The sequence below is a fragment of the Microcoleus sp. B5-D4 genome, from assembly GCF_036705145.1.
Lineage (GTDB): Bacteria > Cyanobacteriota > Cyanobacteriia > Cyanobacteriales > Microcoleaceae > Microcoleus.
The window spans coordinates 12,074-26,343 of record NZ_JAUBTV010000043.1; the positions used below are offsets into that span (position 1 = coordinate 12,074).

Sequence of the window (14,270 nt, forward strand, 5' to 3'; positions counted from 1 at the left end):
CTAAAAACCCGGTTTCTTTGGGCCCAGCAAGTTTGCCGAATTTTTGCAGGAAAAACAGCAAAAAGTGCGTGAAGCGAAGCTATCCCGTAGGGAATCGTATTAAGCATCTGCGCGATAAACGTTTAGGTAATGAAGGGATAATTCAAAAGCCAAACATCGCTTTTAGTCCATTTGCGATCGGCTGATACTCTTCTGCGGTTAAACTGCCAAGATAGCGCAATACTCGCCGGATATCTACAGCGCGTACTTGATCCAGCAATACTATCGAGTCGGCCGTTAGATTTCCCATTCCTGCCTGAAGACTTGGGTATAAAATTGGATTTTGTGTAGTCCAATCTCCTGATTGTCTGGTAATCGGCACAACAATCACAAGCTCAAAACGGATCGTACCTGTGTTGCTTGACCTCCCCACTACTACAGCAGGGCGTATTCCTTGCTGTTCGTGCAGTGCAGGCGTTTGAGGAGGGAAATCAACCAGTAAAATATCGCGGATGGTGAATCTATTAGCCACGCTTATTGCTATACCCTTTCGTCTTCAAGAATAACAGCACCTACTCCCGGTATATAGCGCACGGGTTGACCAAGTTTCATCGGGTCTACATCTCCCCAATCATAGGGAGGAATTTCATTATCGACGAGGTAAAGTTGACGCCAAGACGATTTTGCCAATGCTTCCTCGGAAATGTCAGGAAAAAATATTAGCACTTCTGCGATGCTAACTGGAAAACCATTGAGTTTGCTCAAGCCATCTATAATGGCGGCGAGGACGGATAAGTCTAAATGGTTGAGCTTTTCTGCTTTTTCGATCAGTTGGTATACGGTTTCAGGATTGAGTGTTTCGCCCACAGCTTCGACTAAGTTTTCGGGGGTGAAACCTCGACATTTCAAGTATTCGGCTAGTTGTAAGCGAATTGTACTCATGGGTTTAGTTGAGAAAGATTCTAGGGTGAAGTGCGATCGCCTTTTTCCATTATCCTATTTTATGAATGGGAAGGGCGATCGAGGTTTCTATGAGATTCCTAGTCTATCCGTAACATATTCGCGATCGTGACATTGCGCAGTTTGATGAACCATCGTTTTCGCAGTAATTTGGCTGACAATCAAGTTTGCGATTCAAGTCATCTATTACCTGTTGCTGGTCTTTAATAGTTTCATCCTGTGCTTCCTTTTCCTCAAGCACACTGCGGTGCGACTCCGCCAAAGCGCGGTGCGACTCCGCCAAAGCGCAGTACAACTTCGCCAAAGCGCGGTTCGATTCCGCCAAAACAGAGAGGGTTTTCTGAGTCCGCCGAAGGTTGGTGTACAACGACTCGCATTGTGAAGTATAATTGTGGGACATATATTTCCATAGTTAGGTGAACTTGTGGTGGTCTGAAGTTGAGATGTCAACCACCGGGAGTTGTCTAGCTAAAGCAAGGCCTCTGTCTGAATCGTTACTTCAGGCGGGGCTTTTCCGTATCACACAGGATTCGGTATTGCCAAAAATCCAAGACTTTAGAGCAAAGATTTTCAAATTTCAAAGTTCAGGAGTCAAGGATTCAGTATTACGACAAATACAAGACATTAAAGGGTTATCGTTCTTACACTTGGGGTGAGGACTATTTCTTCTGTCTTGCACTCTCCCACTCTACACTAATAAACTTACATTGGCAACCCCAAAATAGGAAAATTTAGGATAATATTTAAAGGTTATAATCTCTCAATATATCCCGGTTGGCCAAGATAATATGAGAGATTAGAATGTGTATATGTGACTATCAAAAGCTTGATAATTAAATAATTCAGCCTAGCTGACTATTGTGAAAAAGGCTCAGAGCGATATTTGAAATATCCAATATTATAATTAATGTACTTACCCGGATACTTAGGTATTAATGGCTTAGCATTTAACTAATCCCGATCTTTTAACCACTGTCCTCGATCTTTGTCATAACTGACCAAACATTCCCAGGGATAGCAGCAATTGGCTGGGGCTTGGGGCGAAGGCGATCCAATCGGGAAAATTCCCAGCAATGGGATTTTTGACTTGAAAAATTGTTGAGTTTGGGATGCTATGGCCTCGATCGCCCCTCTCTCCCATTTCCTCTGCGTCAAGAACGATCGCCCAAAACATCCTCTTTCATTGTGGTACGGGCGAGACGCCCGTACATGATTTGTGGTACGGGCGTCTCGCCCGTACATCATCTGCGGTTGAAATATTCATTGACAACAAAAAGTGCGATCGCCAATCCCAGCGCTGGGATTAGATTTTAAACAAGGTTAAAATATTCATTAACCACAAAAAGGTCGATCGCCCAAAACACCACCAAAACCAACTACTTACTCAATACCACAGCATCCGTACTGCTAGCAAAAGCCGGACGAATAAATTCCTCCTTCTCTTCCAGCGTGATGTAACCTTTATCTACAGCTAGCTGCATCACTTCCTCAAGAAAACCTCTCAGCACATCTAATACTTGAGTGCGATCGCATTCAAAAACCTTTTCCCAACCAGAAGTTTCAAACTTCCTCAAATAGGAGTTACGCATGAGAACTCAGAAACCGGGTTTTTTGCGAGAAAACTTCGTTAGAGCCCGCAGATGCAGTAAAAAACCCGGTTTCTTTGGCGGAGTGCGTAAGTTCTGTTTATGTAATTTTCGCATATTAAAGTAGTAAGTTGGGCGAAGTGAAACGTAGGGTTCGTTAGCTCAACCCAACCTACTAATAAACTTACGGTGTCGGATTCGGATACTTAGCGTGCACCGCATTGATTTCCGCTATGATATCCTTATCCAAATTCACCTCCAAACTACCGATATTTTCCTCCAACTGTTCGAGGCTGGTTGCACCGATAATTGTGCTAGTTACAAACCAGCGCGATCGCACATACGCCAAAGCCATCTGCGCCGGACTTATCCCATGTTTCCCCGCAATCTCAACATACGCTTTCACCGCATCATTCAGATTAGTTTTATCGTAACGCTGACCAAATCCCGCAAATAAAGCCAACCTGGAATTTTCGGGAATTCCATTCAAGTATTTACCCGTTAACAGCCCAAACCCCAAAGGACTGTAAGCCATCAATCCCACATTCTTAAAACGGCAAGTTTCTGCTAAATTTAGGTGAAATGTCCGATTGCTCAAACTGAAAGCATTCTGAATCGAAACAACCTTCGGCAAACCGTGTTTTTCAGCCAACGTGCAAAACTCGCAAACTCCCCAAGGCGTCTCGTTACTCAAACCTAAATAGCGGATTTTGCCAGCTTTAATCAAGTCAGCAAATACCTCTAACTGTTCCAAAATCGGTACAGTTTCGTGTTCTTGGGCGATGTCGTAATCCGGCGCACCAAATAAGGGCACGTAGCGGTCTGGCCAGTGGATCTGATAGAGGTCGATGTAGTCAGTTTGCAAGCGCTTCAGGCTGTCATTCAGGGCTTTTTCGACATTTGGGCGATCGATCTGATTTTTCCCTTCCCGAATCCACTTTAAGCGAGTGCTTCTGCCCGCCACTTTAGTCGCTATAATGACTTTATCCCGCTGCTGCTTCGCCAACCACTCGCCGATATATTCCTCTGTTTTTCCCTGAGTTTCCGCCTTTCCAGGGACAGGATACATTTCCGCCGTATCGATAAAGTTGATTCCTCTATCGATCGCAAAATCGAGCTGTTGGGCCGCTTCCTCAACGGTATTCTGCTGGCCATAAGTCATCGTACCCAAACAGATTTCAGATACTGATAAATCGCTGTCGCCTAGTTTTTTGTATTCCATGAGTTTGATTGCGGGAAAAATATCTGATTCTATATTACAGAAAAACCTTGATTTAATTGAAAGCTCCAGAAAAGTGCGCGAGGCTTTCTCCTCTCTTCCTCTGCGCTCTCTGCGCCCTCTGCGGTTAAAAAAATCAAAGATATCCGAACTTAAATGTTAATATAAATAATTCGTATTCCTCTGATGTATGAGTAGTCGCCCGCCAAAAGTTCCATTTGTCAACCTCTCCCTGCAACACCAACCAATCCAATCTCAAATAACAGAAACAATTGGAAAAATTATCGAGCAAGGAGATTTTATTTTAGGCCAAGCCCTCGCCGAATTTGAAACAGCATTTGCTGCAGCTTCTGGAGTAAAATACGGCGTAGGAGTGGCTTGCGGAACAGATGCGATCGCTCTGGGACTCCAAGCTTGCGGCATTAATCCGGGCGACGAAATTATCATACCCGCTAACACTTTTATCGCCACCGCGATCGCCGTCCTCGAAGCCAAAGCTATACCTATTCTTGTAGATTGTGACCCGGAAACCGCCCTGATTGACCTCACAGCAGCCGAAACAGCAGTTACCTCGAAAACTAAAGCAATTATCCCCGTACACCTCTACGGTCAAATGGTATCGCCCCGCCAGCTTTTAGATTTTGCAAAGCGCCACGATTTAATCATATTTGAAGATGCCGCCCAAGCGCACTTAGCCGAGAGAGAAGGATACCGCGCGGGCTCCATTGGTAAAGCAGCAGCATTCAGCTTTTATCCCAGCAAAAACCTCGGTTCTTTTGGCGACGGCGGGATGTTAATTACTAACGATGCAGAGCTCGCAGACAAAATGCGAACTCTCCGCAATTACGGAGCACCCAGCAAATATTTGCACACAGAAATTGGTAGCAACAGCCGCCTTGACAATTTGCAAGCCGCCGTGCTCAATATTAAATTACCTTACTTAGAAAAATGGAATCGCGATCGCACCGACGCTGCTCAACACTACAATACTCTATTAGCACCATTGAAACACAAAGGCATTGTACCGATCGCCAACCACAGCAGCAGCGGTCACATTTATCACCTCTATGTTATCCAAATTACTGAGAAAAGCTCGATCGACCGCAACACCCTTCAGGACAAACTCGCTCAACACGGCATTCAAACAGGTATACACTATCCCATACCTTGTCACCTGCAACCCGCCTACCAAAACTTAGGCAATCCGGGCGACTTCCCCCATGCAGAAACCCTGTGCCAACAAATTTTATCATTGCCAATGTATCCCGGATTGAGCAATACTCAGATCGAGCAAGTTGTTCGGGCGATCGTACTATCATTGAATTGCTAATTGTTCATCAAACTAATGCTGCAGGTGCTTCAAGCAGTAGGGTGCGGTTCTCAAAGCGTTTTTGTGGCGAATTAACAAATCTTTAACTGACAGTTCAAAACCCCAAAGCGTTGCGAATCCAGCGCGGCAATCTTAAAACTTCTCAAACCATGCACATCCAGCGCAAAATTCGCATTGTTTTCAAGCGATACCTCCTGGGGGAAAGTATCACGGTGCTCCTAGTGCTGCTGTACGCCCCCCTGCTAGTACATTGGTACGACGGCTGGTTGAACAAAAGCATCAGCCTCGAACACGAATATTTCAGCCACGGACTAATTGGTTTGCCCTACGCAGCTTATATTGCTTGGACGAACCGAAAGTGCTGGCGCAGCTTACCCAACTCACCGCATCCTTTGGGAGGCTTTTTGCTGGTACTAGCCACGCTTTTTTATCTGAGTCGCTTGAGCGATTTAGTAAATTTATCCCTGCCCGTAATGCTGGCCAGCATTTGCTTATCTTTAAAAGGAATTCCCGGCTTGCAATTGCAGGCGATGCCGCTTTTATTCGTATTTCTGGCCTCGCCCAACCACATTCCTTACCTCATAGAACCCTACGCCTTGCCGTTGCAGCAATTCATTGCTGAAGCATCAGGCTGGATATTAATTAAGGTTGGTATCAACGTCAGAGTGGAAGAAATTTATCTGTACGTGAACGAGCGCATTGTAGAAGTTGCTCCGCACTGTGCAGGCTTAAAAATGCTGTTTACCAGTCTTTACGTCAGCTTAATTCTGCTGGATTGGACGGGAGTTTGGAACTCTCGCAAAAAAAGCCTTTTGTTTTTAGTGATTACATCCATTATTAGCATCAGTTCCAACATTTTTCGCAATACTTTGCTAACTTACTTTCACGGAACCGACAGAGAGGCGCTTTTTACTTGGCTACACGCCGGATGGGGCGGAGATTTGTATTCTGCTTGTATACTAGGGTTATTGGTACTTCTCCTCAACGGGATGGAAAAGTATTTCCCAAATCAGTCTGGCAATTAATGAAACAGATGATTTCAGCACAGAAACTACTGCGGCGGTATCAATTATCTAAAATTATGGTACTGGTGTTTTTGCTGGTATTGGTTGGGGCTGTAGCAATTCCCGGCTACGCGACCGGAAGATGGCCTTGGACAAACCCGCCAACCCTGGCCAACCTTAAGCAATTAAGAAGTTTGCGCCAAAACGGGATAAAAATTCCTGGGTGGCAGGTTATAGGCGTTCAGAATAACGTCCAAATTGGCGCTCACCGATGGTTAGTTCAAGAAATTAAAAAGGATCAAACAATTGCCATTTTATTGCTGTTGCCTCAAAATTACCCCAAAAACCAGCCCCAAGTGGAATGGCTAGATATCGATGGATTTCACCGGTGGCAAACCGATTCTCATCGCACTTTGAGGTTTACAGTTAAATTAGCACCAATACCCGACCAGCCACCGCCTACTGTCGAGGCGAGGTTTTTCCGAAGTTGGACTCGCCAACAAACTTTTGCTGTCGTGCAGTGGTACGCTTGGCCTAACGGGGGTTCTCCAGCAACCAGTCGCTGGTTTTGGGAAGACAGCATTGCTAGACTGTCGAACCGCCGCGCCTCTTGGGTTGCTGTCAGTATCATCCTTCCCATTCAACCGCAGGGCGACATTAAGATAGCTCAACCATTGCTCGAATCTCTTGCCGAAAGTGTCCAGGCTAAATTAATTACAGAAACTTTTCGCTTTCAGTAAGCAGGTAGGTGCAAATAAATCGGCCTAGGGGGTGGGCGGCTTTTGCCAAAATCAACTGCTTCCTAGTAAATATCCGGATTCAACTCGCCCCTAAAATATCTTATTGTTTTTTATCGTCGCTCTATTTAAATGAAACTTACAAATCAGGTCATTATTCAAAATAATACTTTTTTAAATCCTCTGAAAATGCGGGGAAAATCCACTATTAAAAATCGCCTCGCTCTTTCCTTGGCAGGCCTGCATTCAACGGCTTGGACTCTATCTTTTGCTGCTGTATTCTGGGGTTTTAATAGCAAAAATTTTTCGGAAACGGCTTTAGCTCAATCTGTTGTTCCTGGTTCCGAGCGACTTGTGGCGCCACCGCCATTGCCTGTACCGCCACCGCCGCCTGCTAATTTCAACCGGGATATTAACCCAGCTTTTCGGAATCGGCCCTACCGCCTGGGCCCGGGAGACCAGATTTCTGTTCAAGTTCAGCGCTTCCCTGAGCTAGGTTTTACAGGTGCAATCAGCCCTGAAGGGGTAATTGTACTGCCACTAATCGGAACAGTAAATGTGCGCGGTCTTACCGTCGAAGAATCACAGCAGCGCCTCCGGGAGCGCTTTGGCCAATTTATCAAAAATCCTCAAGTCTCGGCTGCTTTGCTGGTTCAGCGCCCCGTAGTGGTGACGGTGACGGGGGAGGTGGCCAGACCGGGTTTTTATCCGCTGCAAACCCCCCAGCTTCCTGCAGCTCTGGCGGCGGCTGCTGGGACTACTCCTACGGCCCAACTGCGGGGGGTGCGGGTGCGGCGGACTCTGCCTTCCGGTGCTGTCGCGGAGCAAGTTGTTGATATTTTGACACCGTTGCAAACTGGTATTGCTCCACCGGATTTGCGTTTGGAAGATGGAGATGCGATCGTCGTACCGTATAAACAGGTTACGCCCGATCGCAAATCCGATCAAGATTTAGCATCGAGGTACAGCCTCGCTGCGGCTGCTGTCCCCGTCCAAGTCACTGTCACCGGAGAAGTCAGCAAACCTGGTTTTTACACGCTTCCGGCGGGTTCTGGTCGAATTTCGGCTGCTTTGGTGACTGCGGGGGGAGTCACGGGAAAAGCCGATTTGCGGGAGGTGCGAGTGCGGCGGACGCTAATGGACGGCTCGTCTGTGGAGGAACCAATCGACCTCTACACTCCCCTAGCAAACGGTAAAGATTTGTTCGATTTTCCTTTGGCATCGGGAGATGTGATTGTCATCCCGGAATTGGACGCTAGTACGAAAAACCTAGACTACGATAAAGCTCTGGTTTCGCGGTCTACTCTGATTAAGCCCAGGATCTACGTTCGAGTTTTGAGTTACGCTAGTGGTGGTTTGACCTCGTTCTACGTTGAAAATGGCAGCAGGTTTTTGGATGCTCTCAACAACTTGCCTGTTAATCTTGCTGACTTGCGGAAAATAGCCCTGATTCGGTTCGACGAAAAGCAAGGTAGAACAATCAACCGTTCGATAGATGCTAAAGCTGCTTTGGAGGGCAATGTTTCTCAGAACCCGATGCTCGAAGATAATGATGTGATTGTGATTGGTAGGAATTTGGTAGAGCGCATTGGTTATGTACTCAACACTTTTACTCGACCATTTCGCGATACTTTGGGATTTATTCTGTTCTTTGAGCAGTTGAGAAATGGGGTAACAGATTTGTTCGGCCCGTCACGTAATGATAGGTAGTCATACTATTTTCGATTTTTGATTTTCGATTTTCGATTTGAGATGGGGAATGACTTATGCGATATGGGTTTTAATCACAGACCGAAAGTTCTAAGGTTTTTGGGGGATTTGTAGAATTAGTCCGCAATCATTAGTTATCGTTAACAATCTAAAATCTAAAATCTAAAATCTAAAATCGTCATGACTTTATCCGTTGTTAAACGTTATTTAATTGCTTTCGACCAATACAAGTGGGTGGGACTGGCTACTCTCGCGGTGACTGTGGGCGTGTCGGGAGTAGTAGCCCTGCAGCCAAAGCCTGCGCCAGTTTACGTTGCAATAGGTACGCTGGCCTACGACAGACCGAGCGTGATTTTTTCATCTACTACTACTAAAATTCAACAGGAAGGACAAGAAATAACTAAAGATATGCTGCTGAATAAAATGGTGGTTGAACCAGCAGCAAAAAAACTCATAAAAGCAGAAAAAAAAATCAGCCAAAAAGAAGAGGGAACAGAAATAGAAGTTTTGACGGACAAGCTGGTAAAAGACGTGCAGATCAAGATGCCCAGTAAGAATAATGACCCCAGCGCTTTGATTCAAGTATTGTACAAAAATGGCGATCGCCAAAAAGCAGAAGCGGTAGTAAAGACGCTGATGTACGAAATGGTGGAACACAGCAAAAGTATTAATACTTCTAGACTGCGTGACACGATCGCCCAAATTAACAAGCGTTTGCCGAAAGTAACGCAGGAACTCAGAGACACGGAAGCAAAACTTGAAGCCTACGAAAAACGAGAAGGAACTTCAATTTTAGCAGCTCAGAGCGGTGCTTTGCCGCTAGCGATTACCAGCAGCCAACAGCAGCAGCGGCAACTCCGCGTGCAGTTGGGAGGAATTGAAGCTCAAATTAATAGTTTGCAGGATCGCTTGGGATTGAATGTGGAGCAAGCTTACGTCGCTCAAGCACTCTCTGCCGATCCAATTATTGCCCAACTGCGAGTGCAATTGTTTTCGATCGAATCTCAGCTCAAAATTCTCCGCAGCGACTTGCAGGAGGAACACCCGAAAATTGTAGAATTGCTCAAACAAAAACAAGCTTTTGAGCAGCAGTTGCAGCAGAGGCAATCTGAGGTACTCGGCGGTAACGGGGTGGCGGCCCCGCTCAGAAGTGCCGATCGAATTCGGGTAGACTCTTCTTTAGATCCGGCCAGACAGCAGTTAGCTCAAACTTTGATTGCTTTGCAAACGCAGCGGGATACGGTGCAACAGCAACTCCAAGGAATCGAGAAAACTGAACAGCTATTGCGTCGGGAACACGCGACAATCCCCAACAAGCAGTTAGAACAAGCGCGGTTAGCCCAGCAAGTGGGGTTCAAAAAAGCTCTCTACGACAAGATGCAGTCGGCTTTGGTAGATGCTGAGGCGGCGGTAGTTGAGACAACGGGGAGTTTGAGAATAGCCCAATTGCCCCAAACTGATGACGTTGAGTCAAACAAGAGAGGTTTGCCCGTGATGCTGGCGGTGGGCGGATTTGTGGGATTGCTGCTGGGCGGCGGATTGATATTTTTGTTGGGGATGCTCAACGGCAAGTTTTATAGTTGGGAAGAAGTGCGGGCGGCATTGGTGGAAAAAGAAGTGCCGATACTGGGAGTTTTGCCTGAAGTGACGGTGTTTGATTCTTACGGCGATGAAATAATGCCACTCGCCTTGGAGGCAAATTCTCCCTATTTGGAATTTTACGAGCGGTTGCGTACTAATTTGCGCCGGATCGGGAACAAACCGGTGAAGGTGGTGTTGCTGACTTCGGCGGCGCCTTTGGAGGGGAAAAGTTTTAGTGCTTACAATTTGGCAATTGTATCGGCTCGATCGGGTAAACGGACTTTGCTAATTGAAGCAGATTTGCGATCGCCTTCTAACGTTGAATCTTTGAAAATTGCTGCTGATCCTTTGGCGACTGTGGAACCTTTGCACTATTACGGCAATATTAGCGAGTGCGTTCTTTTGGTTCCAGAGGTAGAGAACCTATACGTTGTGCCGAGTCCCGGCTTTTTGCGGCAAGCCTCCGCCGTACTAGAATCCAGCGAAATGCGGAGATTGTTTGAGGATGTTCGCAACCGCTTTGATTTTGTGGTTGTGGATTCTCCGGCTTTGAGCGAGTGCAACGACGCGCTGACGCTGGAACCGTACACGGATGGTATGATTTTGGTGGCGCGGCCTGGTTACACTTTGTCTAGTATGTTGTCTGAGGCTGCCGATCAGTTGCAGGAATCTGAGGAGGACGAGTCGCATAAATCTGGGCTGCGGCTGTTGGGAGCGATTATTAACGGTGCTGATATTCCGGTGAAGTTCCGCAATGATATTGATATTGATGAATTGGAGTTGCCTTTGAGTGCGATCGGCGATCGGGCGATCGAAGTGCGATCGAGGCAATTACCGCAGCACTCAAAGCCTAAAAACAAGGCTATTAATAGTAAATTGAGATAATTTATTTGGCTTGATTCTTGTAACTCAATCCTCAACGAAATATGAATATATTGTAGGCGGCGACATAAGCAGCTTAAGCTTAAAGCACCGTTAATAGCCAGTCGATTCTAGATTGTAGATTGTAGATTTTAGATTTAAAAATTGACTCCACAGATGAATCTGGGAGCTGGAACTTCGGTCTAAAATTTTTCGCTTGTCAACAGTCAACAGTCAACAGTCAACAGTCCACAGTCATTACTTGAAAATGTGTCATCGCACTATTGATTGGATTCCGGGCGTTTGGAGTGTTTTTTCTGGATAAACTGTTCCAAATCGGCGATCGCATCTTCAAAATCCGACAAATTAATTTTCGCAGGTCTAGTCTTCTTCGGCAAACTCGAAGACTGACTCGAAGACTTCGCCGGAGGCGGTGGAGATTTAGGTTGTGCAACTTGAGTGCTGTTCGATTCTATAGAATCGAACAATTCATCCAGGGACTCAAAAAATGATTGAGCCGAGGCCCGGCGTAAATCTTTCTGGTCATCGTCATCCGTCATAAGCCACTCCATAGGGTCTAAAATTTGCCAACAAACTCTGTCCGCCCCGGCGCGTGCAGATATTAGACATGAAAACCGACTAAAACAAGCAGGAGGACAGAATTTAACCGGGCGATGGGAATGCCTGTGGCTGAACTTGCTGCCCCATATAAAACCTGCTGCGGGCATTGTCAGCCTTCAAACTATATTTAACTCTACACCCGCCTACTGAGTGATTTGAGACTTGGTGCAGACCCAGCTCAAAATCATCGACCCTGAAAAAATCTCAGTTACGGCTCTTTCGTTGTCTAATTAACCCTAGTCTAGTCGAGAATAAGGAGACAGGACTTATGCAACTATTACCGCTGTTCAAGGGTTGCGATGGCAACGCGCCACCCCGAAAGGACCCAGAGACGGTGTTTTTTGCTTGAGTCCTAAGATTTCAAAGGCATTAGGAGATTTTAAGGTGACTCAGGGATTTGATTACGATTTAGCAATTATCGGCGCTGGCGTGGGCGGACACGGCGCGGCCATACACGCGGTTAGCTGCGGGCTGAAAGTGGCAATTATCGAAGCGGGCGATATGGGGGGGACTTGCGTCAACCGCGGCTGCATTCCCTCTAAGGCGCTGTTGGCAGCTTCCGGGCGAGTGCGAGATTTGCGGAATGCCCACCACCTGAAGACTTTGGGCATTCAGTTGGGGAGTGTGGATTTCGATCGCGGGGCGATCGCCAATCACGCTAATACTATTGTTAGCAAACTTCGTGGCGACTTGACCAACAGCCTCAAACGTTTGAACGTCGATGTCATCCAAGGTTGGGGCAAAATTGCCAGTGCTCAAAAAATTACCGTCGAAACCGATAAAGGCGAGAAAACTATTACCGCCAAGGATATTATTCTCGCTCCCGGTTCGGTTCCCTTCGTCCCCCCTGGGATAGAAATTGATGGCAAAACTGTATTTACCAGCGATGATGCTGTCAGGTTGGAATCCCTCCCGAAGTGGATTGCAATTATTGGCAGCGGTTATATCGGTTTGGAGTTTTCGGATATTTACACAGCCCTGGGCTGCGAAATTACGATGATTGAAGCTCTAGATCAGTTGATGCCGACTTTTGACCCGGATATTGCTAAGTTGGCAGAACGAGTGTTAATTGCACCCCGCGATATTGAAACAAAAGTTGGGTTGTTGGCTAAGAAGATTATTCCTGGTTCGCCGGTCATTATTGAATTAGCTGATTTCAAAACTAAGGAAGTTGTGGAAGTTTTGGAAGTTGATGCTTGTTTGGTAGCAACTGGTCGGGTTCCGGTGAGCAAGAATTTGGGGTTAGAAACTGTTGGCGTGGAAACGATGCGCGGTTATATCCCAGTTAACGATAAGATGCAGGTTTTGGCGGGGGGAGAACCGGTGCAAAATTTGTGGGCGATCGGCGATGTTAATGGCAAGATGATGTTAGCGCATTCTGCGTCTGCTCAGGGAATTGCTGCGGTGGAAAATATTTGCGGGCGAGCTCGCGAAGTTGACTATTTGAGTATCCCGGCGGCGGCGTTTACTCACCCGGAAATTAGCTATGTGGGGATGACTGAACCTGCGGCGAAGGAGTTAGGAAAAACTGAAGGGTTTGAGGTCGGTTCTGTCAAGAGTTATTTTAAGGGAAATTCTAAGGCTATTGCGGAGGGTGAAACCGACGGTATGGCTAAGGTGATTTACCGGAAAGATACTGGGGAGTTGTTGGGAGTTCACATTTTCGGTTTGCACGCTTCGGATTTGATTCAGGAAGCGGCAAATGCGATCGCCCAGCGCGATTCTGTGAACACTTTAGCATTCCGAGTTCACACTCACCCGACGCTTTCGGAAGTGTTGGATGAGGCGTTTAAACGGGCGGCTGGAGCGGGTAGTCATTAATTTGTAGGGGCTGTTTTCTTGTTTTATCTCCCCGACTTGTTGAATAAGTCGGGGATTTCGGTATTCTGTTTTAGGGCGGTGGTAGAGCAAGTTAAAGGAGATAAAAGTGCTCGCAATTGCATCTTTTAGCATTCTCCAGAACAGGCAAGATGCCTGTTCCACAAAGAGTAAGTTTTTTGTGGGTGGGCATCCGGCGCGCCCGTCAAAGGCTTATGGAGATGGGAACCGTAGAGTACCATTTGGGTGAGGCGATCGCCGTAGAGTTACTCGAAGTGCGATCGAAGTTGCATCAGTATGTTTTTAAGTTTATCGTTAATGCTCATATTTGTTATAAATGATGGGAGGGCGATCGCACTTTAGGCAGAATGCTCAAAATATGGCTAAATCTTAGCAACAACAAAAGGAGATTCGATATCAATCAGCCAGTTTTCATCAATCACTTTGAAGTTGGCATCTAAAATCAGAGTCACTTCGCCAATTTCATCATCGCCATCGCTAACCAAGTTATTTTCGCTATCAGATAAATCGGCTTTGAGTAAAAATTTAAGCTTAATCCAGTGAGAAGTGGGATGGTTGTTGATGATATTTGTGCCGATCGATCGCCCGATCAACTCAGCACAGATTGGATGAATGAAAGCTATCTCTTCATAAAACTTATTACTATCCCAATAACCGCGTATTTTGTAATTACAGGATTCTAAATGTTGGGTTGCGAGGAGACTTATATGAATAGGTTCTAAGATTTTAGCAAGTTCATCCCAATTATTGGGTAGAGATTCCATTGGGTTGTGTGCGATCGGGATTCTTTGATTATACCAAAGAGCAATCGCACTTCAATCCCTTTTAGCTCTTTTCAGCATT

The 14,270-nt window shown here is 46.2% G+C and carries 15 protein-coding genes; 8 read left to right on the plus strand and 7 right to left on the minus strand.

The features are described from left to right. Window positions 1–142: 142 nt before the first annotated feature. The 3 genes from QUB10_RS19630 to QUB10_RS19640 all read right to left on the minus strand — a co-directional run bounded on the left by QUB10_RS19630 (window position 143) and on the right by QUB10_RS19640 (window position 1,339). Entirely contained in the window at window positions 143–511 is a 369-nt protein-coding gene (locus tag QUB10_RS19630; RefSeq protein ID WP_333056516.1) for a type II toxin-antitoxin system PemK/MazF family toxin, read from the minus strand. Window positions 512–519: 8 nt separating this feature from the next. Further along, the gene (locus QUB10_RS19635) at window positions 520–921 is read right to left on the minus strand and encodes a hypothetical protein (RefSeq protein WP_333056515.1); all 402 of its coding nucleotides are present in this window, start codon (window positions 919–921) and stop codon (window positions 520–522) included. A gap of 103 nt (window positions 922–1,024) precedes the next feature. Then, a complete protein-coding gene (locus QUB10_RS19640; RefSeq protein WP_333204763.1) occupies window positions 1,025–1,339 on the minus strand; it encodes a hypothetical protein in 315 nt (104 codons plus the stop codon). Window positions 1,340–2,048: 709 nt separating this feature from the next. Here QUB10_RS19640 and QUB10_RS19645 point away from each other — a divergent pair. Next, window positions 2,049–2,246, plus strand: a complete 198-nt coding sequence (locus tag QUB10_RS19645; protein ID WP_333204765.1) for a hypothetical protein — start codon at window positions 2,049–2,051, stop codon at window positions 2,244–2,246. A gap of 69 nt (window positions 2,247–2,315) precedes the next feature. Here the strand turns inward: QUB10_RS19645 and QUB10_RS19650 are convergent, their stop codons facing one another. Continuing rightward, a complete protein-coding gene (locus tag QUB10_RS19650) occupies window positions 2,316–2,528 on the minus strand; it encodes a hypothetical protein (protein WP_333204767.1) in 213 nt (70 codons plus the stop codon). Between the two features lie 181 nt (window positions 2,529–2,709). Then, a complete protein-coding gene (locus QUB10_RS19655; RefSeq protein ID WP_333204769.1) occupies window positions 2,710–3,747 on the minus strand; it encodes an NADP(H)-dependent aldo-keto reductase in 1,038 nt (345 codons plus the stop codon). A gap of 187 nt (window positions 3,748–3,934) precedes the next feature. Between QUB10_RS19655 and QUB10_RS19660 the strand changes: the two genes are divergently transcribed. The 5 genes from QUB10_RS19660 to QUB10_RS19680 all read left to right on the plus strand — a co-directional run bounded on the left by QUB10_RS19660 (window position 3,935) and on the right by QUB10_RS19680 (window position 10,991). Further along, on the plus strand, window positions 3,935–5,074 hold the full coding sequence (locus tag QUB10_RS19660) for a DegT/DnrJ/EryC1/StrS family aminotransferase (RefSeq protein WP_333204771.1): 1,140 nt from the start codon (window positions 3,935–3,937) through the stop codon (window positions 5,072–5,074). A 149-nt stretch (window positions 5,075–5,223) separates the two neighbouring features. Next, window positions 5,224–6,099, plus strand: coding sequence for a cyanoexosortase B (gene crtB / locus QUB10_RS19665; protein WP_333204773.1), 876 nt, complete (start codon window positions 5,224–5,226; stop codon window positions 6,097–6,099). After that, a complete protein-coding gene (locus tag QUB10_RS19670) occupies window positions 6,099–6,818 on the plus strand; it encodes a cyanoexosortase B system-associated protein (protein ID WP_333204775.1) in 720 nt (239 codons plus the stop codon). Before crtB ends, QUB10_RS19670 begins: the two co-directional genes overlap by 1 nt. Before the next feature lie 129 nt (window positions 6,819–6,947). After that, window positions 6,948–8,525, plus strand: coding sequence for a polysaccharide biosynthesis/export family protein (locus QUB10_RS19675; protein WP_333204777.1), 1,578 nt, complete (start codon window positions 6,948–6,950; stop codon window positions 8,523–8,525). 180 nt (window positions 8,526–8,705) lie between these two features. Next, on the plus strand, window positions 8,706–10,991 hold the full coding sequence (locus tag QUB10_RS19680; protein ID WP_333204779.1) for a lipopolysaccharide biosynthesis: 2,286 nt from the start codon (window positions 8,706–8,708) through the stop codon (window positions 10,989–10,991). Window positions 10,992–11,248: 257 nt separating this feature from the next. Here QUB10_RS19680 and QUB10_RS19685 read toward each other — a convergent pair whose 3' ends face one another. Further along, window positions 11,249–11,527: a hypothetical protein gene (locus QUB10_RS19685; RefSeq protein WP_333204781.1), complete on the minus strand. Its 279-nt coding sequence runs from the start codon at window positions 11,525–11,527 to the stop codon at window positions 11,249–11,251. A 445-nt stretch (window positions 11,528–11,972) separates the two neighbouring features. Between QUB10_RS19685 and lpdA the strand changes: the two genes are divergently transcribed. Then, the gene (lpdA, locus tag QUB10_RS19690) at window positions 11,973–13,409 is read left to right on the plus strand and encodes a dihydrolipoyl dehydrogenase (RefSeq protein ID WP_333204783.1); all 1,437 of its coding nucleotides are present in this window, start codon (window positions 11,973–11,975) and stop codon (window positions 13,407–13,409) included. A gap of 149 nt (window positions 13,410–13,558) precedes the next feature. Continuing rightward, a complete protein-coding gene (locus QUB10_RS19695) occupies window positions 13,559–13,747 on the plus strand; it encodes a hypothetical protein (RefSeq protein ID WP_333204785.1) in 189 nt (62 codons plus the stop codon). Between the two features lie 42 nt (window positions 13,748–13,789). Here the strand turns inward: QUB10_RS19695 and QUB10_RS19700 are convergent, their stop codons facing one another. After that, the gene (locus QUB10_RS19700; RefSeq protein WP_333204787.1) at window positions 13,790–14,191 is read right to left on the minus strand and encodes a hypothetical protein; all 402 of its coding nucleotides are present in this window, start codon (window positions 14,189–14,191) and stop codon (window positions 13,790–13,792) included. Window positions 14,192–14,270 lie beyond the last annotated feature (79 nt).